General features: G+C 43.7%; 24 protein-coding genes. 11 read left to right on the top strand and 13 right to left on the bottom strand.

Translation table 11 applies throughout. The annotated features are described in order from the left end of the window. Positions 1-7 precede the first annotated feature (7 nt). Positions 8-1,441, top strand: a complete 1,434-nt coding sequence (locus tag CW735_RS07115) for a hypothetical protein (RefSeq protein WP_071980046.1) — start codon at positions 8-10, stop codon at positions 1,439-1,441. A 328-nt stretch (positions 1,442-1,769) separates the two neighbouring features. Here the strand turns inward: CW735_RS07115 and CW735_RS07110 are convergent, their stop codons facing one another. The 3 genes from CW735_RS07110 to fadR all read right to left on the bottom strand — a co-directional run bounded on the left by CW735_RS07110 (position 1,770) and on the right by fadR (position 4,006). After that, complete coding sequence (locus CW735_RS07110; RefSeq protein ID WP_100971449.1) at positions 1,770-2,438, bottom strand: hypothetical protein; 669 nt, start codon at positions 2,436-2,438, stop codon at positions 1,770-1,772. 174 nt (positions 2,439-2,612) lie between these two features. Beyond that, positions 2,613-2,972 carry a phasin-related domain-containing protein gene (locus tag CW735_RS07105; protein WP_071980047.1) on the bottom strand — a complete coding sequence of 120 codons (360 nt, stop codon included), beginning with the start codon at positions 2,970-2,972 and terminating at the stop codon, positions 2,613-2,615. A gap of 323 nt (positions 2,973-3,295) precedes the next feature. Next, positions 3,296-4,006 carry a fatty acid metabolism transcriptional regulator FadR gene (gene fadR / locus CW735_RS07100; RefSeq protein ID WP_100971447.1) on the bottom strand — a complete coding sequence of 237 codons (711 nt, stop codon included), beginning with the start codon at positions 4,004-4,006 and terminating at the stop codon, positions 3,296-3,298. 486 nt (positions 4,007-4,492) lie between these two features. Here fadR and nhaB point away from each other — a divergent pair, with 486 nt between their 5' ends. From nhaB to CW735_RS07085, 3 genes are read left to right on the top strand one after another with little or no spacing between them, the layout of a single operon-like run. Beyond that, the gene (nhaB, locus tag CW735_RS07095; RefSeq protein WP_100971445.1) at positions 4,493-6,076 is read left to right on the top strand and encodes a sodium/proton antiporter NhaB; all 1,584 of its coding nucleotides are present in this window, start codon (positions 4,493-4,495) and stop codon (positions 6,074-6,076) included. Positions 6,077-6,079: 3 nt separating this feature from the next. Further along, positions 6,080-6,607: a disulfide bond formation protein DsbB gene (gene dsbB, locus CW735_RS07090; protein ID WP_100971443.1), complete on the top strand. Its 528-nt coding sequence runs from the start codon at positions 6,080-6,082 to the stop codon at positions 6,605-6,607. Further along, entirely contained in the window at positions 6,604-7,155 is a 552-nt protein-coding gene (locus tag CW735_RS07085; RefSeq protein WP_071980051.1) for a GNAT family N-acetyltransferase, read from the top strand. Before dsbB ends, CW735_RS07085 begins: the two co-directional genes overlap by 4 nt. Before the next feature lie 151 nt (positions 7,156-7,306). On the opposite strand, the gene CW735_RS07080 is transcribed toward CW735_RS07085, so the two are convergent. The 9 genes from CW735_RS07080 to CW735_RS07040 form a co-directional block, all read right to left on the bottom strand. Continuing rightward, positions 7,307-7,801, bottom strand: a complete 495-nt coding sequence (locus CW735_RS07080) for a YcgN family cysteine cluster protein (RefSeq protein WP_100971441.1) — start codon at positions 7,799-7,801, stop codon at positions 7,307-7,309. Continuing rightward, complete coding sequence (locus CW735_RS07075) at positions 7,801-8,466, bottom strand: fumarylacetoacetate hydrolase family protein (RefSeq protein ID WP_100971439.1); 666 nt, start codon at positions 8,464-8,466, stop codon at positions 7,801-7,803. The genes CW735_RS07080 and CW735_RS07075 overlap by 1 nt, the downstream gene beginning before the upstream one ends. Then, the gene (locus tag CW735_RS07070) at positions 8,466-9,407 is read right to left on the bottom strand and encodes a lytic murein transglycosylase (protein ID WP_232368424.1); all 942 of its coding nucleotides are present in this window, start codon (positions 9,405-9,407) and stop codon (positions 8,466-8,468) included. Before CW735_RS07070 ends, CW735_RS07075 begins: the two co-directional genes overlap by 1 nt. Before the next feature lie 31 nt (positions 9,408-9,438). Next, on the bottom strand, positions 9,439-9,735 hold the full coding sequence (locus CW735_RS07065; protein WP_071980055.1) for a YcgL domain-containing protein: 297 nt from the start codon (positions 9,733-9,735) through the stop codon (positions 9,439-9,441). Between the two features lie 45 nt (positions 9,736-9,780). Then, entirely contained in the window at positions 9,781-10,938 is a 1,158-nt protein-coding gene (gene rnd / locus CW735_RS07060; RefSeq protein WP_100973202.1) for a ribonuclease D, read from the bottom strand. Between the two features lie 55 nt (positions 10,939-10,993). After that, entirely contained in the window at positions 10,994-12,646 is a 1,653-nt protein-coding gene (fadD, locus tag CW735_RS07055) for a long-chain-fatty-acid--CoA ligase FadD (protein ID WP_100971435.1), read from the bottom strand. Positions 12,647-12,767: 121 nt separating this feature from the next. Continuing rightward, positions 12,768-13,631: an alpha/beta fold hydrolase gene (locus CW735_RS07050; RefSeq protein WP_100971433.1), complete on the bottom strand. Its 864-nt coding sequence runs from the start codon at positions 13,629-13,631 to the stop codon at positions 12,768-12,770. 185 nt (positions 13,632-13,816) lie between these two features. Beyond that, on the bottom strand, positions 13,817-14,473 hold the full coding sequence (locus tag CW735_RS07045) for a cupin domain-containing protein (RefSeq protein WP_071980058.1): 657 nt from the start codon (positions 14,471-14,473) through the stop codon (positions 13,817-13,819). Between the two features lie 101 nt (positions 14,474-14,574). Beyond that, complete coding sequence (locus tag CW735_RS07040; RefSeq protein WP_083595278.1) at positions 14,575-15,198, bottom strand: flavin reductase family protein; 624 nt, start codon at positions 15,196-15,198, stop codon at positions 14,575-14,577. Positions 15,199-15,377: 179 nt separating this feature from the next. Between CW735_RS07040 and CW735_RS07035 the strand changes: the two genes are divergently transcribed. Continuing rightward, positions 15,378-15,935, top strand: a complete 558-nt coding sequence (locus CW735_RS07035) for an acyl-CoA thioesterase (RefSeq protein ID WP_071980060.1) — start codon at positions 15,378-15,380, stop codon at positions 15,933-15,935. A gap of 215 nt (positions 15,936-16,150) precedes the next feature. On the opposite strand, the gene CW735_RS07030 is transcribed toward CW735_RS07035, so the two are convergent. After that, positions 16,151-18,721, bottom strand: a complete 2,571-nt coding sequence (locus tag CW735_RS07030) for a TonB-dependent receptor plug domain-containing protein (protein ID WP_100971431.1) — start codon at positions 18,719-18,721, stop codon at positions 16,151-16,153. Positions 18,722-19,046: 325 nt separating this feature from the next. On the opposite strand from CW735_RS07030, the gene CW735_RS07025 reads away from it, so the two are divergent. The 6 genes from CW735_RS07025 (at position 19,047) to CW735_RS06995 (ending at position 26,774) form a co-directional block, all read left to right on the top strand. Beyond that, positions 19,047-20,003: an IS1595 family transposase gene (locus CW735_RS07025; RefSeq protein WP_157812624.1), complete on the top strand. Its 957-nt coding sequence runs from the start codon at positions 19,047-19,049 to the stop codon at positions 20,001-20,003. 248 nt (positions 20,004-20,251) lie between these two features. After that, positions 20,252-20,434: a hypothetical protein gene (locus CW735_RS07020; protein WP_100971429.1), complete on the top strand. Its 183-nt coding sequence runs from the start codon at positions 20,252-20,254 to the stop codon at positions 20,432-20,434. A gap of 831 nt (positions 20,435-21,265) precedes the next feature. After that, a complete protein-coding gene (betB, locus tag CW735_RS07010) occupies positions 21,266-22,732 on the top strand; it encodes a betaine-aldehyde dehydrogenase (protein ID WP_071979335.1) in 1,467 nt (488 codons plus the stop codon). 36 nt (positions 22,733-22,768) lie between these two features. Then, positions 22,769-24,421, top strand: coding sequence for a choline dehydrogenase (gene betA, locus CW735_RS07005; protein WP_071979336.1), 1,653 nt, complete (start codon positions 22,769-22,771; stop codon positions 24,419-24,421). A gap of 168 nt (positions 24,422-24,589) precedes the next feature. Beyond that, positions 24,590-25,807, top strand: coding sequence for a choline transporter (locus tag CW735_RS07000; protein ID WP_100971427.1), 1,218 nt, complete (start codon positions 24,590-24,592; stop codon positions 25,805-25,807). A 244-nt stretch (positions 25,808-26,051) separates the two neighbouring features. Beyond that, complete coding sequence (locus CW735_RS06995; RefSeq protein WP_071979338.1) at positions 26,052-26,774, top strand: TorF family putative porin; 723 nt, start codon at positions 26,052-26,054, stop codon at positions 26,772-26,774. Positions 26,775-26,824 lie beyond the last annotated feature (50 nt).

The raw sequence follows: 26,824 nt of genomic DNA, 5'->3' as shown, positions 1-26,824 counted from the left end.
GACTACGGTGAGCGCACAAAGTCAAAACCCCGACAATATATACACTCAACAAGTAAAGCATCTGCTTTCCTTGGTATATCCTCAGGAGTCTGGTTTTGGCTCAATCTTCGAAGACGCTCGCCACTACTTTTCACTTTCCACAACGCTTGAGCAGCACACCGCTGACTTAAAAGCCCAACTTTTAAAATTAAAAGACAGAAAGGACAAAGAGGTTCTCGCGGGTCAGCTCACGCAACAGATAAAAAATAACACCCAAAAACTGGAAGAAGAGCGTTTAGCGCGCTTAGAGCGATTAGAGACTGTTTGCTCAAAAATCATTTCTCTTTGCGAAGGAGAAACATGGGCAGAAACGCAGCAGCTTAGCGCCAAGTTTTTAGGCACGTTAATGCTTCTTACCCGCGGTGCAGACGGTAATTTTGCCCGTGTACATCAGCGTTACAAACCTATTTATAAAGCGGTGCTCACTTTGCGCTTGGCCGATCGGTTGCTTGCTCACGATACGATTGCGCACTCTTATTTATCTAAATATCGAGAGGCAATTGCCCGCTTTAGAAACGACCAGTATTGGAAAGATAAATGGAAAACAGAGCTGGGTATTCCATTAATTTCCGCCGCGCTTTTACAAGATATTGGATTACAAAGCTCTGCGGCCCTCACTATTTTGAAAGGCCCAGATGGTGATCTTGATGAATTTAGGCTTTTAGACGAATCTCAGCGAAAAGACTTATTAAAAATAAACTATCACTTCACTATGAAGTACTTAGCCGATGGACTTGGTATTCCTAAGTACACCGGTAATGTTAAAGATGAGAGAGACCGCTTTATCAAAGTTCACAGCGATGCATCATCGTTTTTACAGCAACTTGTTAAAGACGCATTTTTATCTAAGACAGGATTGGGTGAATTAGTTAAGATTCCTCAGATTTATGTCTCTATCGTACTATCAACAAAATCTGACTATACCCGCCTTGATTTACCAAAAGGCTACCTGCTTATTGAACAACTTGCGAAAAAAGGCAGTTTAAATAAACACCTGGCCCAAGATTTCACAAATTTAGTGGGTTACTTTCCTCAGGGGTTTGGTATCACGTTTATACCCACCAATGAGAAAGGCCAAGAAAAGAATCAATATGAATATGCTATTGTTGTAGGCCTTAATCCGGCCAAGCCAGCAGAGCCCATTTGTAAAGTTGTCACCCGTAATCAGAAATTCGTTACTAGCGGGGCACAGGAAGTCATTGATAAAAGCCGCAACTTGTACTTCCCTGCGAATAGGAAAAAGTTGATGCGTTTAGGTGAGGCAAGATTAGGCGAGATAATGGCTCAGCTATCGAATAACTTTACGCAAAACTCTTTAGACGAGTTGGTGCCAAGCTTTTGGGAGCCACACGATTTCTTTGGATTTAAAAAGCATCAAAATTTGTGGACAAAAAATAACTAGCTGTAAAAAAGACAAGTGGCAGATAGCCAGGTGGTGGACAGCTAGGTGGTAGATAGCCAAGTGCTAAATAGATAGGCCCAGAAAGAAGCCGCCTTTAACTTTTAGTAAGCAATATTGAAAAGCAATCTTAGTTAGTGATATTAGCTAGTGATATTGGCTAAAGATATTAGTAAGAAGTTGCACCTAAGTGTTATATCCCGCCTATGGTTCAGTTGCTCCTGATGGCCAACTGTTTCACAAACCGCATATCGAGTAGGGTGAGGCGTCACCGCCTCATCCCTCTCACAGAACCGTACATACGGGCCTCGTATACGGCTCATGCACATAGTTATTTAGCGTAATTGCTAGTTGAAGAAGTCGACTTTGCCGTTGTTTTTCTAGCGGCTGGTCTTTTTGTCGCTGCCTTTTTAGCTTCTGTACCTGCTGATGCTTCAGAGCTTGTTTTAGCCGAAGCTGCTTTTGATGCGGTACTAGATGAAGCTTTTGCTGCTCTTGTGGCAGTCTTTGGCTTGGCGGTAGCTGTGGCTTTTTTCGATGCCTGCTCTGCGGCTTCTTTAGCTGCTAAAAGAGCAACCTGTTCTACCAACAAGTCAACTTTCGCAGAAAGCGTATCAAGTTGCTCGGTTTTGCGCTGATGCTTTTCACCACTGGTAAGCATTGTATATACCGTTGTTGATTTAACCAGATTTTGCGCAGCGTCAACAAACATAAAAGGATTAAAAGTTCGTCTTAAATCCGCCTCAACTTCAACACCTTTGGTTTGCATCTGTTGAAACACTTCCTGTGTTTTATCTATCTGTTTACTCACAATTCCAGCGGCTTGATCTAGCTCGGCAGTAATCATATCAGCGCCAGCAAAAAGCCAACCGAAAAGTGGAGACGATTTTAAAGGAGAGGGTGAAGGAGATTTCACGGGACGCTTTTGCGTCGACGACGGCGATTGTACTTCTGCTTTAACCACAGTGGTTTGCTTTGTATCAGTACTTCTATTACTCATAATGCCTCCGAGAACGGGAGATAAAGAAGATAGTTGCGGTATAGCCTAAAACAATACTGTTGCCTATACCGCAAATCTTTTAGAGAGGTTAGCACTTACCGTGCCTTTGCTGATTGATGCGCGCAAAAACCGGCAAAGGCCACAATGTAGTGTTAAGCGCAAATCGACGCCGATTTACTTATTTGCTGCAAGCTTAGCAACAGCTTCGGTAAGTGCATCGATTTTTGCCGACAACTCATCAATACGCTGATCTGCTGGCTCATCGTCTAAACCTAACTTTTTACGTACGTCGGCAACACGGTTTTCAACTTCGTTAGTCGTCGATTTAAACTTGCTGCGTGCATCGCCTTCTAAAGACTCGCCCTTTGAAACAAGCTCGTCGAACATCTTACTTGCTTCTTCACTTAGCTTGTCGTAACGACCCTGCGCTTCATCTACGCTTTTTCCATAAGCGCCAAGACCTGCTAACCAAATTTTACGCGCCATTTCTTCAGCGTCGTTGATTTTGCCTTTGATAGTATCTGTAGTAGTCATTTTGAGCTCCTATGAATGCTTAATGTGGGTGTGACTAAACACCATAAGGAGACTTTACGCCGAACAATTAGAAACCGCATACTAAAAACAAAAAAAACGCCTTTTAATAGTGTTGCCCATTAAACTAATTCAAAATTTGAATGGGAAACGCTATTAAAAGGCGCTTGTTGTTGGTCCAATGCTTTAGCGCTATACATCACTGACGCTCTACATTGTTGGCGCAATGCATTATTGGCGCAATACATCGACGCTTTAAATTGGAGTAACTAAACGGCGCTGCGGCGCTGACCGCGAAAGAGAGCAATAATTTCTTTCAACCTGTCTTAGTCTACGATGTCATTAGGCATGTCGTGGCGAATTTGCTGCCAAACCTTTCCACTCTCAATACCGTAGTTTCTTACTACATTGGGTACTCGGTCGTACTCGCCACTTTCAGCCGCCTCTAGCAGATCGGCATAGTACTTCATAGCAATATCACGAGCCGGCTGGTAACTAAAAAAATAGCCACCAATGCGGGAATATAGACCGCGGAAACCATTCATCATGAGTACGAAGACATTGTTGTTTGAAGCGAGCGCCAAATCGTGAGTCATTTGATAGTCGAACTGAGCGAAGGCTAAACCCTCTTGTTCCACGTTTTTGTAGCGTGCAATAATATCAGCAGATGCTTGAGAATTGTGGCGTATAGCGCCTCGAATAAAGACAGCACTTAGATTTGTTCTCGCCGCTAGTAAGTTATCTACTAGCTCAGGAATACCCTCTTGATCTAAGCGAGCGAGTGTTTCGAGGATGTTTAAGCCACAGGTTTCCCAGAAGTTATTAACCTTTGTGGGCTTACCATGCTGAATTGTCAGCCATCCATCTCTGGCAAGTCGCTGCAAAACTTCTCTCAACGTTGTTCTTGTGACACCAATTAGCTCAGATAACTCTCTTTCAGCAGGCAATATTGTACCTGGCGGAAAGCGGCCGCTCCAAATTGATTCAACAATGTATTCTTCGGCGAATCCAGCGGGACTCTGCGCCTTATATATCATAACTAAACGCCTGCATGTTCACATAAGCTCATAAAATTTAACAACTGATTGTACCAGATGGTTGCATAATTACACAACGAAATATGCACGGGCTCAACCACCTAGAGCAAGTATGTAGTGCACGAATGAGACACTGCATATATCTTTTGCACAAACGCTGTGTTTGACGGTGTCTTAAAAAGCATCATAGACACAACCCACTTGCTCACAAAACAGTCAATCGAACTAATGTTTGCCTTCTATTTAACGGGAAGAGCCAAAAAATCGGCAAGTTTTCAGTCACTTTAGTCTATAGACACCTGTGAATTGCTTTCTCAAGACGTTAATATCATGTACGCTTAAATTCCGACTATAATAACAGCCATAAAACTGTTTTTGAGCAAGAACCCAGTGTTCTACCCACAGTTTGATAACGCGATAAATCGCAAACATACAGTGTAAAGATGCGCACAAATGCGTGCTTTGTTGTAAAAGGAACAGGAACTCATGCAAACCTCAATGATCGCGGCGATCTATAAGAACTTCCTGGGTCACGCGCCCGATTGGTATAAGAAAACTATTATTGCCTTCCTCATTGCTAACCCCTTCATATTTATGGTGGACCCATACATTGCGGGCTGGTCACTGGTTATTCAGTTTATTTTTACCCTTGCTATGGCACTCAAGTGTTATCCACTGCAGCCCGGTGGCTTGTTGCTTATTGAAGCTATGTTCATAGGTATGACAACGCCGGGTCATATGATGCACGAAATTGAGGTTAACCTAGAAGTTCTGCTGCTGTTGGTCTTTATGGTGGCGGGCATCTATTTTATGAAAGACCTTTTGATGTATTTATTCACCAAGCTTGTCATCAAGGTCCAAAATAAGCTCATTCTGTCTCTTTCATTCATTTTTGCGTCTGCGTTTTTATCCGCGTTTCTCGATGCCTTAACCGTTGTTGCCGTTATTATAAGCGTGGGTCTTGGCTTCTACTCCATCTATCACAAAGTCGCCTCTGGCAAGGAATTTCATTCTGACCACGACCACACCAGTGACGATGGAGTGCACGATTTAGGCAGCAACGATTTAGAAGACTTCAGAGCCTTTCTTCGCAACCTAATGATGCATTCTGCGGTAGGTACAGCGCTAGGCGGCGTAATGACCATGGTGGGTGAACCACAGAACCTAATAATTGCCGATAAAGCGGGCTGGAATTTCGTCGAATTCTTTATCCGAATGGCGCCAGTGTCTTTACCTGTTTTTGTGTTCGGCCTTTTAACAACTGTGTTCTTAGAAAAAACCGGCTTGTTTAGCTATGGTGCAAAGTTACCTGTTGCGGTTCGACAGATTCTCGCAGACTACAATGATCATATGGACGAAGGACGCAGCAAGCGAGAAAAAGCCAAGCTTTTGGTGCAAGCGTTTATTGGTGTATGGCTTGTTGTGGGCCTAGCTACACACATGGCTTCTGTTGGATTAATTGGTTTATCGGTTATTGTTCTTGCAACCTCAATGAGCGGCGTTATTGAAGAGCACGCCATTGGTAAAGCGTTTGAAGAGGCATTGCCTTTCACCGCCCTTCTTGCTGTATTCTTTGGTGTAGTAGCCGTTATTATTGACCAAGGGCTTTTCCAGCCTGTTATCCATTGGGTGCTTTCTTTCGAGGGCGAAACTCAAATGGTGATGTTCTATCTCGCTAATGGTGCACTGTCGATGGTTAGCGACAACGTATTTGTTGGTTCTGTATACATCACGGAAGTAACAGCAGCCCTGGAAGCAGGACAAATTACTCGAGACCAGTACGATATGCTTGCAGTAGCTATTAATACTGGTACTAACTTGCCCAGTGTTGCCACACCAAACGGACAAGCTGCATTCTTATTCCTGCTAACCTCTGCCATAGCCCCGTTACTGCGCTTGTCGTACGGCAAAATGGTGATGATGGCCCTGCCGTACACCATAGTTCTTACAATTGTAGGCTTGTTAGCGACCTATATTGGCCTAGCTGACGCAACAGCATGGTTATACGATATGCATTTGATAGAGCACCACAGCGCCACAGCTGTGGGCAGTGAAGCGGTAGGACATTAATATATGCGCACTGTGATTAGCGGAATAAGCCGGTGGGCAGAGCACAAGTCTTCTTGGCTTGTGCTGTTTGCTTCGTCTTTGGCGCTTGAAGTTGCCGCTCTGTACTTCCAACACGCCATGGGGTTAAAGCCCTGTATAATGTGTATATATCAGCGCACAGCAATGTATGGCATTGTGCTAGCGGCGCTTATTGTACTTATCAGCAACAACGGCTTTACCAGAATGCTCGGCTTTGCTGGCTGGGCCGTTTCTGCGGTGTGGGGCTATTTAATTGCCACAGAACACGTAGAAATCTTAAATGCGTCAAATCCGTTTTTTGCCAGCTGCGAAATAGTACCGAACTTCCCTTCCTGGCTGCAGCTGCATGAGTGGATACCTGCAGTGTTTGCCGCCGAAGGCGATTGCTTAGAAAATACATGGCAGTTTTTATCCATGGGAATGGCTGAATGGATGCAAATTATCTTTGCTGTCTATGCCATAGCCTTTGTGATTGTATTTGCATGTCGGCTATTGGATAAAAAGCCCTTTTGATTGATTTATCCATTCTCCCCTCTCGCTTGCCGCCTATTCACACAGAGCAAGGCCCTGTCTCGATACAGCGTATTGCATTAAAGCATCGCGATATGCTGTGCGAAGCTGGGCAGCAGTCTATTCAACATGTTAAGCCTTGGTTTGGCTCATCGGTGTGTCCAGTTACGCCTGCACTTTCGAAGCAGTGCATAAATGATATGGAAAAAGCAAGAGAGAGCGGTTATGGGCTTACGTACTTATTGGTCCACGAAGACCGCTGTTTAGGGATGGGGATCATTAACCACATTCACCACGCCCATCTCAGCGCTAACTTAGGCTATTGGCTGAGACCGGATGCCTGTGGAAGAGGCCTTGCTACAGCAATATGCAACGCACTTAAAAAGCTGGCGTTCTCGCAGATGAATTTACACCGCCTTGAATGTTTTGTAGAGCCTAACAACAAAGCCAGTTTGCGCGTAGCAGAGCGTATAGGCGCTATAAAAGAAGGCTTGTGCCGTAAGCGCGTATTTGGCAGAGATGCTTTGTTATACGCACTTGTAAACGACTAAACTGCACATTCCCGCCTGAAGCTGTCATCCAAGCTTTTATCTCATTAAGGTGTTCCAAGTTCAGTGTTTTAATTTAAGCGCTTTAATTTAAGCGCTTTTATATGAGCGCTCTAAAAAGTATTGTTCAAAAAGTTATATTCTAAGCAGATAGTTAGTCGAGGTCTTCTAACGGCCAGATAGCAATGTAATTTTCAAACTCATTCAAATCTACATCTGTTTCGAATACGGTTTTATTGCGAACAGACATACCTTTGGCATGCATAACATGCTTCTTTCCCTTGTTAAGTAAAGGATGCCAAGAAGGCATTCCCCTTCCCTCGTGCAATCTTCTGTAAGTGCAACTTGTGGGCATAAAGAATATGTCTTTCAAATTCTCTTTAGTTAGTTTAACGCAATCGGGAACCAGCGTTGTGCGGTTTTCGTACTCAGTACATTCGCACTTTTTGGTGTTGAGGTACGAGCATACGATATTGGTGTAATGAATTTGCTCGTTGGCGTTAATGAAGTCTGTAGGCGCGTATTCCTGTGCGTCTTCATCATCAATAAACTTATGTAAACAGCACTTACCGCAACCGTCGCACAATGACTCCCATTCTGACTGGTTCATTTCTTCGAGTGATTTGGTTTCCCAAAATGGTGCCAACATTACGCAGTAACCTTTGTTTGAACAGAGAAATAAGCGCTAAGCGATGCTGTAACCGTATCGCCTTCATAAAGCGGTCCAACACCTTTTGGCGTGCCAGTTAAAATAACGTCGCCAGCGTCTAGCGTAAATACAGAAGACATATGCGCTATTAAAGGAATAATCTTGTGCAGCATTAAGGCTGTGTGCCCTTGCTGACGAACTTCACCATTAATTTCGAGGGTAAAGCGCAAGTCGTCAAGACCGTCAAATTGCTCAATAGGCACAAATGGTGACAAAGGTGCACTATTGTCGAAAGACTTTGCTCGTTCCCACGGCTGGCCTTGCTTTTTAAGCGTGGCCTGAATGTCTCTTAACGTAAGATCTAAACCTAACCCAATACCCCATATAGCACTTGCAACATCAGACTCAGTGGCGTTTTTTAAGGTATTTTTGAGCAACACCGCCACTTCAAGTTCGTTATGACAGGAACCATTATCAGAGGGTATTACGATAGGTGAAGACATATGACACATTGATGCCTTAGGCTTCATAAAGAGCAATGGCTGTTCGGAGACAACCGAATTCATTTCCTGGATATGGTCTAGGTAGTTTCTACCAATACACACCACTTTATTGACAGGAAGCGGTATAGCCTCACCAGACTCTTGTTTATGTTGATAAGCCATTAATAGCCTCTCTTTATTCGCTCAGACAAATACCCTACAGACACACCAAAATAAGAGGAACGATTCCATTTCATTAGCGTATGGAAGTTGTTGTACACCAGATAAATTCTTCCACTTTCGCCGTCAGGCATAATCAAAGACGCTTTAACATCGACCTTAGGTAAATCTGAGCCGTCGAATCGCCTCACGCCTTGCTCTTGCCAGTAAGACAGCGGCCGCATATTTGCTTTTGACAGGCCTGAAAGGGGCACGTCTTGAGTAAGACGAACCTGCCGCCCCCACGTGCCCGAGTCATCCCACCCTTCTGAGGACAAGTAATTTGCTATCGAGGCAAATACATCTGCTGGAGTGCCCCAAATATCTTTTTTACCATCACCATCATAATCGACTGCATAGGTTAAAAAGGATAAAGGCATAAACTGCGTCTGGCCCATTGCCCCAGCCCAAGAACCTTTAAAAGAGTCTATCGGAATATGGCCCTGATCTAAAATAGTAAGTGCAGCGAAAAAGTTCTTTTTAAACAGCGCTTCTCTTCGCCCTTCATAAGCTAGCGACGCAAGAGCAGAAAGCACGCTATAAGAGCCCTGTATTTTACCAAAATTGGACTCATTGCCCCATAACGCAACGATAAACCGTGGCTGCACACCATACTCTTCGCCAATTTTATCGAGAAGTGCCTTATTAGACAGGTATTGTTGTACCGCTTGTTCAGCTTTCCAATCTGGCACACGAGATACAATGTAATCGTCTAAGGTAATTTTCTTTTCTGGCTGATTTTTGTCAGCTTTGACAGCTGTAGGGCGAAACGTAATATCGTTAAAAGCCCTATCCAGCAAAGTCGAACTGAAACCTTGTTCAAGAGCTTCATTTTTCAAACTCTTTACATAGGCGTTAAAGTCACTCTCACTCGCAGCAAAAACAGAGGATGTCGCGGTGAACATCAGCGCAACTAAAAGTAATAATACGCGCATGTTAAAACTTTACATCCGGTGTAGATGACAAACCAAGGGCTTCGCGATGTGATGACAATAAATCATCTTCCTTAGGCGGCATTTGCAGGTAAAAACCGTTGCTAGTTAATTCTTCTTCTAGTTTTTTCTTATCAATGCCCGCTACTTTATCCCGTTTATCTAATGACAATAACGTAACAAGTTCTGGGTGACCAAAGCGCTCTAATAAAGGCGCAGGCACGTCATCGAAATTGCCTTTCTTAACAACATACAGGTACATGCCCTGCTTCTTTCGAGTTTTGTAAACCGCACACAACATAAAAATACTCTTCTTTTCTAATCGAGCGTGAATGTTCTTAATGTATTATCTGTCTGGTTGCTCACCTAAAAGTGCTTTCACTTTAGGCAAAAACAGGGGCTCTCGCCATGTTGAAAGTACGTCGGGTTTAAGCCCTTGAACGCGAGTATCGTCAACACTGAACCAATACCATTTTAATAATTGGTTTAACTGTTTCTTCGATGAAACCACTTCGTTATTAACGCCGTTTTCCCGAGCAATCTGCTCGCTAATTGCTTTGAGATCAGCCAACGTTTTCTTATATTGAGGAATATCGATAAGCCGCAAGACTTGTGGTAGTCGCAATTTTACCGGCGTTTGTGCAAACCGAGCCCTCGCCTCTTCAATCAATGAAATAATAGTTTCGCCATAGCGACGCACAGATTGGTAATTTACACCGTTGATTTTTGACAACTCAGACTTGCTCGACAGCAGACGCTGAGCGGCTTCAAACATATGCCCTTCTTTAAACACAAAGTTTAGCGCGATATCTTTATTTCTAGCCGTAGTTAAACGCCAAGACGCTAGAGCTTGAAGCACGGTGAGCTGTTCGCTGTTGAGTCGCCAGTTGTTTTTTATACTCAAGTACGCAAAGTCTGCCGGCATCTCAGCACGCTTTTTGTCCGCCAGGAGGTTTATTTCTTGATAGACCCAATGCTCCTTGCCAATTGCTTTTATTTTCCCCACCAGCTCGTGATAGCAAGGTAGCAGATACAATACGTCATTGGCCGCGTAACTTAGCTGAGATTCTCTCAGAGGCCTGGCAATCCAGTCGGTCCGAGACTCTCCTTTGTCGAGGCTGACGTCACATATCATTTCGACAAGACGCGCATAGCCAAGACTAGGTCCCATGTCCAACAAACTAGCAGCAAACTGAGTATCGAACACTGGCTCGGGAATGGTACTAAAGGCAACGAGAAACGTTTCAAGATCTTCTGAGCAAGAGTGCAACACTTTCACCACAGACTTATTTTCAAGTAAATCGATAAAAGGCTGCATGTTGTCTATGGCTAATGGATCGATTAGCAGAAGCTGCTCGCCATCGTAAAGCTGAATTAGCCCAAGGTGAGGTGTGAGTGTTCGAGTGCGAACAAACTCTGTATCTAGCGCCACTGCTTTTTGCTGCTGAGCTAAATTGCAGACCGCGACTAACTGTTCATACGTTGTAATTAATTGATATTGCATGTTTTCGCATAATAAATAAAAAAGCCGGCTAACGCCGGCTTTAAAAACAAAGGCTTTAGTCTCTAAGCTCTCGACGCAGTATTTTACCCACATTGGTCTTCGGCAAGTCGTCTTTAAAGACAACATGTTTAGGTACTTTGTAGCCGGTAAGCTGACTACGGCAATGTGCAATTACTTCTTTTTCGGTCAGTGTATCATTGTTGCGCACAACAAATAATTTAACCACTTCACCGCTCACTTCGTGAGGAACGCCTACGGCAGCTGCCTCTACAACATTTTCATGCATAGCGGCAACTTCTTCAATTTCATTTGGAAACACATTGAAACCAGATACTAGGATCATATCCTTTTTGCGGTCAACAATATAGAAATAACCTTCGTCGTCTACGGTTGCAATGTCACCAGTAGCTAACCAGCCGTCTTTTAAAATATCTTCAGTCGCTTCGGGTCTGTTCAAGTACCCTTTCATTACTTGAGGACCTTTTACCCACATCTCGCCCGGCTCGCCTTTTTCCACAGGGTTGCCATCGTCGTCAAGTAACTTGATATCAGTTGAAGGAACAGGCATACCAATAGCACCTTTATAGGCGTCTATTTGAGGCGGGTTAACCGCAACAACCGGCGAGCATTCAGTTAAACCGTAACCTTCTAGCAATACAGTACCGGTGACCTTTTCCCACTTCTCTGCAACAGGGCGCTGTACTGCCATGCCGCCACCAAGCCCGAACTTAAAGTTAGAAAAATCTAATTCGTCGAACCCCGGAGTATTGAGAAGACCGTTAAACAGCGTATTAACACCAGGTAAGATAGTAAACGGATACTTACCCAGCTCACTTACAAACGCAGGCATATCTCTTGGGTTAGTAATGAGTAAGTTGCGGCAGCCATATTTCACAAACATGAGGCAGTTAGCTAGCAGCGCAAATATGTGATAAAGCGGCAGCGCAGTTACTACGAAGTCCTTGCCTTCTTCAATCACAGTTTCAAGTATGCCAGACACCTGTTCTAAGTTAGCCACCATATTTCTATGAGTTAACATAGCGCCTTTCGAAACGCCGGTTGTTCCACCCGTGTATTGTAAAAAAGCTAAGTCTGAGCTTTCTATATTCGGGCGTTTGTACTCTAATGACTGCCCTTTTTTCACCGCTGACATAAATGATGTTGTGTCAGACAGATTAAAAGACGGCACCATCTTTTTAACGTATTTTACGACGGCGTTAACTACCCAACGTTTTGGTGCAGGAAGCATATCGCCTAACGCCGTTAGGAAAACCTCTTTCACTTTCGTGTCGCCAATAACTGCTTCAAGGGTACACGCAAAGTTTTCTACTATTACAATTGCTTTGGCATCGGCATCATTTAGCTGATGCTTAAGCTCTCTGGCTGTGTAAAGCGGATTAACATTAACAACGACCATACCTGCTCGCAAAATACCGAACATGGCGACAGGATATTGAAGAAGATTTGGCATCATTATCGCCACGGCATCGCCGCGCTTTAATCCGCTTGCATGCAGATAAGCGGCAAATTGCGCTGATAGTGTGTCTAGCTCGCCAAACGTAATTGAGTGCCCCATATTAATGAAGGCTTCTTTGTCTTTAAATTTTTTCACCGACTGTTCAAAAATGTCGACAACAGAATCGTAGCGGTCGGCATCAATTTCTGCGGATACGCGAGGGTCGTAATGTTTAAGCCAGGTTTTTTCCACCAAAACCTCCTTTACTTTATTCTTATACTAATATTTGAGCCCGAGAGACGCCGTGCCCATGTAACTGGTCTGATAACCTGCGAATAGTATAGGAAGTGTAAAAAAAAATAAACGCTGCAATTTACATTTGCTCAACAAATTGAACAATTCGACTCCCTACATCGTCAACTTTTTCCATATGAATATGATGACCGCCTACAAATTGCTCATACTGCGCAGATTTAAACCACCCCTTTCGTTTTTCAAAAACCTGAGGCAAATTCTTAAAGCTATCAGACGCACCAATGAATAGGATAGGACATAAGATGGATTCCATCAGATTTTTGGCCTGTGCCTCGGTCAATCGAAGTACGCTTTTGGTTCGCAACATAGGGTCGCTGCACCAAGATGTGGTTCCATCATCGGTTTTGGTCATATTGCGCGCAAGTATTTGGCGTGCATGCTCAGGCTGCATATCAGAAATTTTACAGCGAGCAGTGACTGCGTCTTCCAACTTCACCGCTGGTTTAACTTTTGCAGGCGCGCTGAGCATTTTGTTCTGAGTTTTATTAAAGCGGCTAAGCAGCGCATCGCGCATCTGCTGTTGTGAAGTTTCCTCACTCTGCGTTAGCGGACCACAGGCATCTATGCTAACTACAGCCTTCACGTTCTCGGGAAATAAAGCAGCGTACATAGTAACCAGAATACCACCCAATGAATGCCCGATAAGAATAACGTCTTTAAACCCCTGATCCTCTATTAACGCATGTAGGTCTTGTAAATAATCAGTCTGATTATAATAGGCACCTATCGGACGGTGGGACGAATGGCCGTGCCCTGCCAAGTCGATGGCAATATAGCGATAAGACGTCAGATGAGGAGCCAGTGCCTGCATACTCGCCGCGTTGTCTAAGTAACCATGAAGACCAATGACTACCTGCCCAGCACCTTGATTATCTAATGCGGCAATTTTAACAGCACCTGCGTTAAACGATTTTTCTACCATGTTTTTCCTTATTACTGCGGCCCTATCGCTATACAACTGCGCACTATTGCGGCATAAGTGCGGCGTAAATACGGCAAATAAGTGCCGCCCACCTGCAAAGTCAAAAACTAATGAAATAAAAAAGCGGCAAACATAGGGCCTTTTTATTTTGTTTAACCCGCATTAGCAGTATTAGCTAATGACAGCTATAACGCGACTGGCAAATGCCCTGTCTTCACCCAAATAACAGTTTCTTCATCAACAAACGGATGATGCTGACTCATATGCGGGTTTCGCATCCAGGTCCCTGTTGGGTATTCCCCAGCTTCGTCTTTAAATGTACCAGATAAAACAAATATCTCTTCACCGCCAAAATGACGATGAGGCTTAAACACCTCTCCCGCAGGCCATTTAACCAGTGCAACGTGCTCGTGTTCAAAGTTATGCAGAGGCATTACCTGCAATCCGCCCTGCCCTTGTAGCCATGGCGTATTACTTGTATCAACCCTAACTTCTTGAACATCACGTTGGTCGAACTGGTTTAATTTTACCAGTATCACACATCCTTCTTTACTAAACGGGCTATGCTTACTGCCTGGTGGGTTGCGTAAATAGGTACCCGCAGGATAATCGCCGTGCTCATCGGAAAACACACCTTCTAGAACGAAAATCTCCTCGCCATAGGGGTGACCGTGTTCACTAAAACTCGCGCCAGCTTCATACTTAACCACACTGGTAGTATGCCCCGACTCTTTTGCTTCTCGCTCTAGCGGTTTACGCCACACCGTACTCGATGGCGATGCTTGCCACGGCATTGGCTGTGTATCAATCACCATCCGCTCATCAAAATTCATATTTAACATGCTGCTTATCCTGGCTAACGTTTAAATTTTTCGCTTATCGTTGGCGCTTATAGTTGACGCTTATATTTAGCACTTTTAGTTAGCGCCGTTACATCAAGAATTTATTTGGCGCCTGGACGGCGCAATTCAAAATAGTTACTTTCACTAATAGAAAAGTAGTCACCCGCTCCGCCGCCGCGCATTACGGGCTCTCCTTTCAGCGTTTTGTAAACACCATCTTCAATGAGTGATTTGTCGATATGCACACCTACGACTTCTCCCATAATAAACCAGCTGTTTACCAGCTCGCCTTTTGCCGACTTTAACTGAGTGATATCGGTTACTTTGCACTCCATCGACACTAAGCTTTCTTTCACTCTTGGAACCGCAACAACCTGACTACTAGCGGTACTTAAACCTGATGCTGAAAACTCGCTTTCCTCAGGAGAGAGTGGCCTGCTGGTTTCGTTCATGGCATCTACAAGATGCTTAGAGACAAGGTTCCAGCAAAACTCACCGGTTTCGCGAGCATTATTTAGCGAGTCTTTATCGCCCACACTTGAAAAGCCGATAATGGGTGGCGTGTAATTTAGTGCATTGAAAAAGCTGTAGGGCGCCAGATTAAGAACGCCTTGAGAAGATTGTGTGGAAATCCAACCAATAGGACGAGGAGCAATAATGGCATTAAACGGATCGTGGGCTAAGCCATGTCCGTCTTTCGGTTGATAAAAATGTATTGAAGACAAAACCATTCCTTCACAAATATTGTTAGTTTATTTATTGTAGCAATAGGGATTTATCCTTCACGAATAATCGTGACTGCATCGCTATTCACATTAAATATGTTCTATCAGTGATAATACGCGTATTTTTCATTCTCGATCGTTTATATCGACCCTTTAAATTACTCACAATAAGGTGGTAAATGGCTATTCGCAATGTTGCATTTTCTCGAACTCGTTTAACCGAACTCATGGTGCCGTCTTACGCCAACTTCGGCGGCAAGGTACACGGAGGGGTTATTTTATCGTTGATGGACAAAGTAGCCTATGCATGTGCCAGTAAGCACGCTGGCGCTTACTGCGTTACCGTAACCGTTGATGGCGTAGAATTCTTACAGCCTGTTGAAGTAGGTGATTTATTGCATTTAGATGCCACTGTGCATTTTGTAGGTAACACGTCGCTTGTGGTAGGCATAAAAGTAACCACTGAAAATATTAAATCTAACGATGTGAAACACACAAACAATAGCTTTTTCAGCATGGTGGCAAAAGACGATGATGGAAAGCCGGTGCAGGTACCTGAGTTAGAGTTAACCACGCACCAAGAAATGCGTCATTTTGTTACTGCAATAAGACGAAGCAAGATTCGTAAAGAGGCACAAATAAAACTTCAGCGCGATTACGACACGTTTATCCCAGAAGAAGATTTTGCGTTAGTAGACAAGCACCGAGGCAACATCACGTTTGACAAGAACAGTTGATGTTAAAAGAGGTGTTCTTAAAAGAGCTGGCTTAAGGGAGTTGGTTTCAAGAGAGCTAACCTTTAAAAACGTGTCATAAGAATGTGGCTAATATAGAGTATTAGAGAGCGTTAAACGTATAGCGTTAACAAACAAGAATATAAAGAAACCTCGCTGCACATTAGAGCGCAGCGAGGCTTTTTTAAGGCAAAGTATCAGGCGGTGTTAGCCCATTATTAGAAGCTATAAGATACCTTACCGTAAACATAGCGCCCGGTGAAACCGTATGGCGAAAAGCTTGAATACGGGAATATATTCGAGAACGTTGTAACTTCATCTACAAGGTCTCGTGTTGCTTCTGGATAAACATCAAAAATGTTGTTCGCGCCCACCGACACAGCGAGTTGGTCGGTAATAGCAACGCGTACATCAAGGTCGGTAATCCACTCAGACGGTATTATCTCGTTTCGTGCTTCAACCGATGACGGGTCTTCAACCTCGCCATAGCGAGTTGTTCGCAGCGTGGTTGAATAGATATCGTAAGACCAGGTTACGCCCAAATTTACTTTGCTATCTGGGGCGCTTGTCTCAAAGCGACGTAGTTCAACGTCTGAGAATAAATTACCTTGGTCGAAGCCTGCCCCCTGAAGCACTGCTGGTGCATCCAAAATATCAGTAACTTCATTGTCGTTAAAGTTAATCCCTGCATTAAAATTAAATGCACCAAAATCTGAGGTATTCAGCGTGTAGGTGGAAACAATATCCACACCCTCTGTTCTGGAATTAATGGCGTTTAAGAAGAACCTTGCGCGGGTAGCACCAGTACCTTCAAGCAGGCTTTCGATAGCTTGACCTGACAGGTTGTTCGACAACACAATGCGATCATCAATATCAATGCGATAAAAATCAACCGTTAGGTTGAAGTCTGCAGTGGGTGAATAGGTAAAACCGGCACTGTAGTTATTCGACTCTTCTGCGTCGAGACCTGGGCTACCAAGGGCTTGTGCCACATCACTAGAAGGCGCAAATGTACCTGTTTCCGTCGGCTCACCGTCAACAAACGTGGTAGCCACCGAGGTAAAATACTGCTGCTGTAGCGACGGCGCGCGAAAACCAGTTGATACCGACGCGCGAAGAGCAAATGCATCACTTAGGGTATATCTTTGAGATACCTTCCAATTAAACGTACTACCAAAATCAGAATAATCTTCAAAACGACCGGCAACCGCAACATTCCAACTCTCAGTTACGTCAGCTTCTAAATCCACATAAATACTGTAGTTGTTTCGGCTGTTGTCTCCCGCTGAAGCAGGGGTGAAACCAGGGAATACCTGAGAGCCTGCAGCACCAAAAGGTCCGTCAACTGGGTCAGTCGCTATACCGCCTGGCCCAAACGTGCCTTGTATGTACGAGTTCTCTTCGCCCGCCGTAATGTCGTAACTCTCGTAGCGATACTCGGCGCCCATAGCAAAGTTCATTTCGCTATAAAAACCCCCCGTATCTACTAAGCGAGAGGCATCGGCGTTGAATATTGTGGTGTTGTATTCAAGTGTGCCGGCATTAAAATCTGTCTGACTTGATGGGCCTAGTGAAGTGTTTAAGCTATTCACAACGCTGTATTCAAGTTCATTCCCACCGTGAGTAAGTGACAAATCATAATTCCAGACTTCACCGTATCCCTTTATGCCTGTGATTAGCGACATATCTGAGATATCTGTTTGAATAGATGGAAGAAAGCCGTTGGGATAAATATCTAAAACGTTTCGGCTATCTTGTGCGCGACGGTAAAAACCACCACCTAATGAATCACGGCTACTTAGCCCTGCTGTAGCATAAAATTCAATGTCATCGGTAATAGCCCTTCCCGCGTTAACAAATAGCGCATAGTCTTCAACTTCACCATTACCGTACACGTGATTGTAACGATTAACCGTTAATTCTCTCTCGTCGATGTTTCCGTTCGCATCACGAGAATAATTTTCTCTAGGGTCGAAGTCTGCCCTATTTGCTTGACCTCTGTCGCGGTACTCTGCAGACACATTAACAAAACCGTCGTCGCCCCATTCAAAGCCAACATTGCCGCGCAAGGTAAAGGTTTGACCGTCGGTGAGTTCTCTATCTGAACCTGTGTTAAATACCAGGTTACCTTGCTCATTGGTAGAAACACTTTCTAGGTTAGGTACACCGTCCATTGTAGTGACGTTTGCACCGTAAATTGCTGAAATATTGCCGCCTTCATTGGCATCTTTTAATACAATATTGATAACACCTGCAATAGCATCTGAACCATACTGCGCTGCAGCGCCATCGCGCAATACTTCAATACGTTTAATAGCGTTTGCTGGAATCGCGTTTAAATCAACCGCCGATGAGCCGCGACCTACCGAGCCGTTTAAGTTTAACAGCGCAGAGGTGTGGCGACGCTTTCCGTTTACCAGTACCAATGTATGATCGGGTGCAAGGCCGCGAAGCTGCGCCGGACGCACGTGGTCGGTACCATCGGTAATAGACGGCTGTGGAAAGTTAAAACTCGGCAGCAACTGATTAAGGATCATATTGGTTTCAGTAAGACCCGTTGCTTCTATAGATGATGCATCAATAATGTCGATAGGCACTGGTGAATCATTAATGGTGCGCCCTACTCTGCGAGAACCCACAATTTGAATTTGTTCAATGTCTGTTTCAAGGGCAGCCTGCTCTGGAGACTGCTGCTGAGCAAGTAATGATGAAGAAAAGGCAGCTCCTGCCACTGCACTTGCAATTATTGAAAGCTTAAAAGCCATGACGCCATGTTTTGCTTGTTGCATAGTGATAATTCCTGAGTATGAATATGTGTAATGTGTTTGCGTAATACGTTTGTGTAGTTTGTTTATGATGACCTGTAAAAAATCAGTCATAAAAACTCATACAAGGTACGCGCAAGCCTGAAGGCACAGAGACAAAAACTGTCTGAGAAAAGTTATTATTCTTAGGTGATTAATTGAGTGAGCACGTCAATAATTGGTTATAACGCGTTCTGCTTCCCACTCACTCATGTCACTCTTTTTTATTTTTTTATTCTTTATTTTTTAAGGCTATGTTCTGCTAAATTGTTGCTATACTGTATATGAATACAGTTATTGAGGGTTGATCATGATCCCAGCACAATTTACAAAGCTTATAGCCGAGTTAGAACACTTAACAGATAGTCAAACCCGTTATGTTGAGAAGCTGCTGAAAGGCACTGATAGCGTCTCACAGTTGATAACAGAGCTTGAGGAGCGGATGGTTGAAAACCCTGAATGTCCGCACTGCCATAGCTCACTGATCAATCGGCACGGCAAGGTAAACAAGATGCAGCGTTATCGCTGCAAGAACTGCGGCAAAACCTTTGTAGCGACAACGGCGACACCGCTAGCTCGACTGAGGTACAAAGAGCTTTGGTTAGAATATATTCGCTGTATGCTGGACAGTAAGCCATTGCGTAAATGTGCCGAAGAATGTGGCCTCCACCTTGAAACATCGTTCAGGTGGCGGCACCGATTCTTGGCGCTACCATCAGCACTGAAAGCGAGCAAATTAGAAGGCATTATCGAGGCAGACGAAACACTTTTTCCCTACTCAGAGAAAGGCTCAAAACGGATGACTCGTCAGCCCCGTAAAAGAGGGGTGAAAGCGAAAAAACGAGGGCGTTCAAAGGATGATTGGGTGCCAGTTTTAACGGTCAGAGACCGAGCTAAGAGTACGTATGAAGCCGTTGTGCCAAGTGTTACATCGGAAGCTTTGCATCAGGAGCTAGCAGGAAAATTAGAGAAAGACAGTGTGTTGTGTAGTGATGGCTATAAGCCCTACATAGCTCTTTCTGAGAAAAATGATTTAATACACAAGCGCTTAGATGTGGCAGGAGGAATTAAGGTGATAGATAAAGTCTTTCACATTCAAAATGTTAACGCCTATCACAGCCGTCTGAAAGCGTGGATAAAACGGTTTAACGGAGTAGCCACAAAATACTTGGAACACTACCTGGGTTGGTTCAGGTTTATGGATAATCCAGAAAACCTTAACGAAAACAGGCTCTTTTCGATTCAACAACAGTTAATCCGAACATAGCCTTTTTTAATTCTGTTGCTTTGAACTTTCGAGCGAAGTAAATCACAAAATATAGACGTAAAACAATACTAAAGTAGTAATACCTTATTCTGAAAATAATAGATGTTGTTTACCTGAACGTTTTCTATTTACATATCATTTATGAACCACATGCCTTTATTAGTCATACAAAAGTCACATAATTGTCACTCCTTTGTAGCGAAGCGAATACAAAGTGAAAAAAACAAAAACAGACAAGAGTAGTTATTATGATGGAAACACAATCTTCAGTTCACCTTTCGTGCTTTATTGAAGCAATCGCCCTGGCAAAGCACGAACAATGCGAAACCCGCGATGAGCTAAAAGCACTGCTGGAGCAAAAAGGATATAAAGATACAGTTGCTTCGCATGCAGTGGAGGAAATTTCTCCGCAATATCTGGCAGCTTTTTAGTTTTTAACCCCAAATCTGCTTTAAAACTTTTTAAGTGACCCAGAGCTCTTCACTAAAGCCTTCACAAAAACGGAAGCGATGCTTCCGTTTTGCAAGACTTTATTACCTGAATAGAGCTTAGTGCTCAAGTGCACTAACTCAGACAACTACTTAGGTGACCACTCAAATTTTTTGAATGGTTCACCAACTGGCGTATCTGCAAGGTGGTTCGTATAATCACAGTGGCCTGAGAATTAACACCTGCCCTTCCCGTTTCCCCCTGCAACGTCTCGCGCAGGTTTGCAAATACAGTGCTTCACACTGGGTTAAATAATTTGGTCAGCAAACGCGTTAACGTACAAATAATCTGCAGTCTTTCTCCCTGTAACACTGTCAGTGATCGCTCTCATTTGTCGCCTTAATTTGTCGTCCTCGTTAGTCGTCTTAATTAAAGTCCCTCAATAAATCACTTCAATTAAACACTTTCTAAACCATTAGAGCACTTTTTAATATTTCTGGGTTTATATAAACAAAACATTAGGTTAGCACCACCAAATCCATCGAGATGGGGCCTTAAAACCAGTAACCACCTATCTTCAAGTTGAAACAATAGTTAGAACACTATAAAATTTATTTTTATTGAACAGTCAATTAAAATAAATAACACAGTATTGAAAGCAATAAATATGGGGTTCGTAGCCACGAGCACCCAGCAATAGAGCGGCAATATGTGAATATTTTTTGAAGGGGCAATGTGTTTAACACTAATGATTTTACTCATAGGTTTTGAACCACATACCCATAATTTAGTTGGCTCGTTATTTAGCCCGTTTTAAAAGTAGGAGTTTATGCATGTCATTACCAACTTATCAGAATTTCATTCATGGCAAGCCGTTGGCAAACAAAAGCAAAGAAACCTTTGCCGTTACGAACCCCGCTACCGATGAAGTGATTTATCACGTCGAAGTTGCTGATGATTTTATCCAACAAGAAGCAATTAAAAGTGCAAAAGAAGGCTTCGTGTTATGGTCATCAATGATGCCAATTGAAAGAACGCGAGTTCTGAACAAGGCGGTTGCACTGCTTCGAGAACGTAATGATGAACTGGCAAAAGTTGAAGTGCTCGACACCGGTAAGCCAATTCAAGAAGCCGATTGTGTTGATGTGGAAACAGGCGCTGACGTTATTGAATATTATGCTGGGCTTGCTCCTACTCAATTAGGCACTCAACAACCCGTTGGTGAAGACTTTTTCTACACACGTAAAGAAGCCTTAGGTATTTGTGCCGGCATTGGCGCCTGGAACTACCCCCTACAAATAGCGTGCTGGAAGTCGGGCCCTGCTCTTGCTGCTGGAAATGCCTTTATTTTTAAACCCTCTGAAGAAACGCCTATGGGTGCACTCAAACTTGCAGAGATATTTATTGAAGCAGGCGTGCCGGCTGGCGTCTTTAACGTTGTTCAAGGTGCCGCGGAAGTTGGTCAATGGCTTACGTCTTGCCCTGATATTGAAAAAGTATCGTTTACTGGCGAAGTAGGCACAGGCAAAAAAGTAATGCAAAGTGCCGCAGCGTCAAACCTTAAAGACGTCACAATGGAACTGGGTGGAAAATCTCCATTACTTGTATTTGATGATGCCGATATTAGCCAGGCAGTAAGTGCCGCCATGTTGGGCAACTTCTACACTCAAGGCGAAGTTTGCACTAACTGTACTCGCGTTTTTGTTCAGCGCTCGGTATACCAAGCATTTATTGACGAGCTGAAAACCCGAACTGAAAACAACATTGTTATGGGTGACCCACTCGATCCTAATGTGAATTTAGGTGCACTTATTTCTAAAAAGCATCAAGAGCTGGTGCTTAACTACATAGCCAAAGGCAAAGAAGAAGGCGCTACATTAATCACCGGCGGTAACGCGGCATCGCCACAGTCTGCTCCTAATGGCTACTTTGTAGAGCCTACTATATTCACCGACTGCACCGATGATATGACTATAGTAAAAGAGGAAATCTTTGGCCCTGTGATGAGCGTGCTAGTTTTTGATGACGAAGACGAAGTTATCGCTCGCGCTAATAACACCGAACTTGGTTTAGCTGCAGGTGTGTTCAGTAAAGATATTCAACGTGCTCACCGCGTTATACATCAAATTCAGGCAGGTATCTGCTGGATTAATTCATACGGTAACTCTCCTGCTGAAATGCCTGTAGGTGGTTACAAACAGTCTGGCATAGGGCGTGAAAACGGCGTCGAATCTCTCAATAGCTATACCCAAACAAAATCGATTTATGTGGGTATGAGCAGCATCGAGAGCCCGTTTTAAGACACACGTTTAAACGCAAACCTTTGAGGATTCATTATGCAGACATTTGATTACATTATTGTAGGTGCAGGCTCTGCGGGCTGTGTGCTGGCAAACCGCCTGTCAGAAAACCCTGAACACAAAGTACTCCTGCTTGAAACCGGTGGCTCAGATAAAAGTATTTTCATCAAAATGCCTACGGCGTTGTCTATTCCTATGAATACCAACAAATATGCCTGGCAATTTAATACTGAAAAAGAACCCTATTTAAATAACCGTGAAATGCACTGCCCCAGAGGCAAAGTGCTAGGTGGCTCTTCATCAATAAACGGCATGGTGTACGTTCGCGGTCACGCGAAAGACTTTGACGAGTGGGAAGCCCATGGTGCAGAAGGCTGGAACTACCAAGCCTGTTTACCCTATTTCCAAAAAGCCGAAACCTGGTACAAGGGTAACGACGCCTATCGTGGTGATAGTGGCGAAATTGGTGTGAACAACGGTAATGAAATGGAGAACCCGTTGTACACAGCTTTCACCAAAGCTGGTGAACAAGCGGGCTACGACATTACTAGCGATTACAACGGTGCGCAGCAGGAAGGCTTTGGGCCTATGCACATGACCGTTAAAGGCGGCGTTCGCAGCTCTACCAGCCGAGAATATTTAGACCCGGTAAAGTCTCGTAAAAATTTGACCATTGTCACTGGTGCCCTTGTAACTAAGGTAGTGCTTGATAATAAGGTGGCAAAAGGTGTCGAGTATGTGGTGAATGGTAAAACCAATACTGCCCTTGCTAATAATGAAGTAATTTTAAGTGCCGGTTCAATAGGCTCTCCACATATTCTTCAATTGTCAGGAATTGGCGATAGCAACGTGCTTGAGAGTGCCGGTATTGAGGTTAAACATCACTTACCCGGCGTGGGTCAAAACTTACAAGACCACCTTGAATTTTATTTTCAATATAAGTGCAAGCAGCCCATAACGCTCAACCGCAAGTTAGATCTTATCTCGAAAGGGCTAATTGGTGCGCGCTGGTTGTTTAATCGCTCTGGTTTAGGTGCCACTAACCATTTCGAATCGTGCGCGTTTATACGCTCGAAGGCCGACGTGGAATGGCCTGATATTCAATATCACTTTTTACCTGCAGCTATTCGTTACGACGGTAAGTCTGCGTTTGATGGTGATGGATTTCAGGTACACGTAGGCCACAATAAGCCTAAAAGCCGAGGTAGTGTAACCATACAGTCTTCAGATCCCACGGTTCCACCGAAGATCTTATTCAACTATCTGCAACACCAAGATGATATTAAAGGGTTCAGAGCATGTGTAAGACTGACACGAGAAATTATCGCGCAACCCGCGTTCGACGACTTTAGGGACGGCGAAATTCAGCCTGGTGAGCATGTTCAAACAGATGAACAAATTGACGCATTCGTTCGAAACGCCGTAGAGAGCGCCTATCATCCATCGTGCTCATGCAAAATGGGCGAAGATGAGATGGCTGTTGTTGACTCTCAAACCAAGGTACACGGACTAGAGGGCTTGCGCGTGGTCGACTCGTCAATATTCCCGACCATTCCTAACGGCAACTTAAATGCGCCAACCATTATGGTTGCAGAAAAAGCAGCAGATATCATTTTAGGTAAACCTGCGCTACCTCCACAGAATGTGCCCGTTGCAATTAACGAAAATTGGCAACGCCAACAGCGTTAAGTTTGTTAACTCATTTAAGCACTAATGCGCTTGAAATATATTCAAGCGCGTCTTCCACAGTGCCTATATGCAGCTTTTGTAAGGTCGCTACATATAGTTGGGTGGAATAACTAACAACTAAAAAAGGAAAAAGCATGTTACATTTCTATCAATATTGGGAGGGTGATAATGACAGTATGGCTTAGTGCAGGCATTATGTTTACCCTACTTTCTGTGGCTTACATTTTGTTCAAATGGGGCAATATGAAAGTGGTTGGTGTAACGCCAGTTAGAACCTTTACCTTTATTGCTATTCTCTTTACCTCGGGTTTAGATGTGGGGCTTATCATGTTCCCGCTTACCGAATTTGCAGGTTATGCTGACATAAGCGCAAGTCCTGAATATGCATTCACCAACCCTCTTGCTATTGAGTTTGGGTTTTGGGGCTTCTTCATTTGGGCGTTTTACTTTCTTACTTGCTTTTATTTCTGCGTAATCGAGCCAAAGGTTAAATTCTTCGAGATCCCGGTTGTTAAGCTAATAAACAACGTTGTGATCATTGGAACTTGTGCCTTTACTGCATTTTTATTGCTGTCGAATCTGCCTTGGTATTTACCCAGCATAGGCGATGGGGAATCTGTGGTACCCGCGTTTTATCTCATTGTTTTTGCGGCTATTGCATTTGCTGTTTATTCAAGTACCAACATTAAGTATGTGCGTATTTTAAGTCTAACAACCACTTGGGTGTTTATAGCGTTAATTGTAGGCATGTGGGCTAGTGCGTTTATATTTGGTGAAAGCCAAATTGCTGCTTACCTCACAAACCTTGGGTTGATTGGCGGTTACTTCGCTAATATTGATCATTTCGTACTTCCCATGAACGAATACCACGAGTTCTATCTATTTTGGTGGTTCAGCTGGAGTATTATGATAGGTCAATTTACCTCGCGCTTTGTAGGCGGCCTCAAAACATATCAGGTGCTGCTAGCAATGATGGTGATCCCTTCTACTCCAATCGCGGCTTGGTTCTCAGTGCTTTATCATTATCACAGCGCGGGCATTCCAACCGAAGGGCTCACAAATTTAGCGATGGTATTTGTTGGTGTTGTTTTTGTCATCAATTCTCTTGATTCACTGATAAGGCTGTATACCGACAACCTCAATATATCGGTGGCACGCATTGGTAAGAGAAACTATATCGCCCTCAACATTGTTGCGCTGTCGGCGCTAACTCTGCTGTTTAAACTCGACTTCCTTCAAATTCAGTGGGTAGGCGCCTTGGTGATAGCCGTTTTCTTTAGCTGCTTTGCGTTCATTTTAAGTCAAAAATTCAAGTCAGTGACGGCCATTAAAACCTCACCCAAAGAAAACAAAATCGACTTCACAAAAATAGAAAGTGTTAATTAAAAAAATCCATAGTAACTAAATCTACAGCAACTAAATCTATAGCGTTTAACTCGCTTTTCATTCGCACCTAAATGCACCTGTTTTGCATTGGCTCAGCTTTGAGCCGATGTGGGCAGGTTGCGCCCTAAACTTATGAATATACGTGAATATATTCAAAAGAACACACTAGGGGAAAGTGCACAAAGAAGAGCGAGCCATACACAAATCATAGAAAGAAAAACAGAGAGAAAAATAGGTAGTAATCATGAGTAAATCACACATTTTTTGCACTTCAACAACCTTGATAACCGCTATTATTTCTGCATTGATATGCTCGGCAACAGCACATGCAGATTGGAGCGCGAACATATCTGCCGTGTCAGACTATACCTTTAACGGTGTTAGCCAAACTCAAAACGACCCTGCACTTCAAGGCGGTGTGGATAAAGCCTTCAGCGATGGTTTTTATGCTGGGACCTGGGCATCAAATGTCGATTTTGGTGGCGACACTAACCTTGAGTGGGACTTTTATGTGGGCAGATATCAAACTATTACCGAAAAGGTAAGCATAGACTACGGTATTGCCTATTATTCTTATCACGGTGGTGATGATTCTAGTGCGGGTAACTACCCAGAACTTTACACCAAATTTGGTTATGCCAGCGACTATGGAAACTCAGAGCTTAATTTTTGGTACACGTGGGATTACTTTGGTACCGGTGCAAAACACGCTATTGCAATGGTAGCGCATACCTTTGAACTTGCGCCAAATCACAATATACGTGCAAGCTTCGACGTCTCAAACTCATTAGACAGTGATAAGTGGTTGTGGCAAGGCAATGACACTTCGTTTTATCATTATCGTGTAGCGTATCAAACCAGCTATGAAGGATTTGATTTTGAAATTGCAGCTGAAAATACAAATTTAGATTTTGACACCGCAGAAGAGCGTATTGTATTTGGTATTGCCAGAACGTTTAGCTTCTAAATTGTCGCACTGTATCATTAATATGAGCGTGTGATACGAGCGTGTAATAT

Origin of the sequence: Alteromonas sp. MB-3u-76, assembly GCF_002831605.1 — a bacterium.
GTDB classification, from domain to species: domain Bacteria; phylum Pseudomonadota; class Gammaproteobacteria; order Enterobacterales; family Alteromonadaceae; genus Alteromonas; species Alteromonas hispanica.
Note: the sequence above shows the minus strand (reverse complement) of the source record. Positions and strands in the feature narration are given on the sequence as shown.

Bases quoted from the DNA above. Each gene is read 5' to 3' on its own strand.
- CW735_RS07065 (WP_071980055.1), bottom strand. From the start codon at position 9,735: ATGTTGTGTGCGGTTTACAAAACTCGAAAGAAGCAGGGCATGTACCTG.
- CW735_RS07050 (WP_100971433.1), bottom strand. From the start codon at position 13,631: ATGGTAGAAAAATCGTTTAACGCAGGTGCTGTTAAAATTGCCGCATTA.
- CW735_RS07000 (WP_100971427.1), top strand. From the start codon at position 24,590: ATGACAGTATGGCTTAGTGCAGGCATTATGTTTACCCTACTTTCTGTG.
- betA (WP_071979336.1), top strand. From the start codon at position 22,769: ATGCAGACATTTGATTACATTATTGTAGGTGCAGGCTCTGCGGGCTGT.
- CW735_RS07045 (WP_071980058.1), bottom strand. From the start codon at position 14,473: ATGTTAAATATGAATTTTGATGAGCGGATGGTGATTGATACACAGCCA.
- CW735_RS07070 (WP_232368424.1), bottom strand. From the start codon at position 9,407: ATGTTCACCGCGACATCCTCTGTTTTTGCTGCGAGTGAGAGTGACTTT.
- CW735_RS07075 (WP_100971439.1), bottom strand. From the start codon at position 8,466: ATGGCTTATCAACATAAACAAGAGTCTGGTGAGGCTATACCGCTTCCT.
- fadR (WP_100971447.1), bottom strand. From the start codon at position 4,006: ATGATATATAAGGCGCAGAGTCCCGCTGGATTCGCCGAAGAATACATT.
- CW735_RS07080 (WP_100971441.1), bottom strand. From the start codon at position 7,801: ATGTTGGCACCATTTTGGGAAACCAAATCACTCGAAGAAATGAACCAG.
- CW735_RS07105 (WP_071980047.1), bottom strand. From the start codon at position 2,972: ATGACTACTACAGATACTATCAAAGGCAAAATCAACGACGCTGAAGAA.
- CW735_RS07025 (WP_157812624.1), top strand. From the start codon at position 19,047: ATGATCCCAGCACAATTTACAAAGCTTATAGCCGAGTTAGAACACTTA.
- betB (WP_071979335.1), top strand. From the start codon at position 21,266: ATGTCATTACCAACTTATCAGAATTTCATTCATGGCAAGCCGTTGGCA.
- CW735_RS07035 (WP_071980060.1), top strand. From the start codon at position 15,378: ATGGCTATTCGCAATGTTGCATTTTCTCGAACTCGTTTAACCGAACTC.
- CW735_RS07030 (WP_100971431.1), bottom strand. From the start codon at position 18,721: ATGCAACAAGCAAAACATGGCGTCATGGCTTTTAAGCTTTCAATAATT.
- dsbB (WP_100971443.1), top strand. From the start codon at position 6,080: ATGCGCACTGTGATTAGCGGAATAAGCCGGTGGGCAGAGCACAAGTCT.
- CW735_RS07020 (WP_100971429.1), top strand. From the start codon at position 20,252: ATGATGGAAACACAATCTTCAGTTCACCTTTCGTGCTTTATTGAAGCA.
- nhaB (WP_100971445.1), top strand. From the start codon at position 4,493: ATGCAAACCTCAATGATCGCGGCGATCTATAAGAACTTCCTGGGTCAC.
- CW735_RS06995 (WP_071979338.1), top strand. From the start codon at position 26,052: ATGAGTAAATCACACATTTTTTGCACTTCAACAACCTTGATAACCGCT.
- CW735_RS07110 (WP_100971449.1), bottom strand. From the start codon at position 2,438: ATGAGTAATAGAAGTACTGATACAAAGCAAACCACTGTGGTTAAAGCA.
- rnd (WP_100973202.1), bottom strand. From the start codon at position 10,938: ATGCAATATCAATTAATTACAACGTATGAACAGTTAGTCGCGGTCTGC.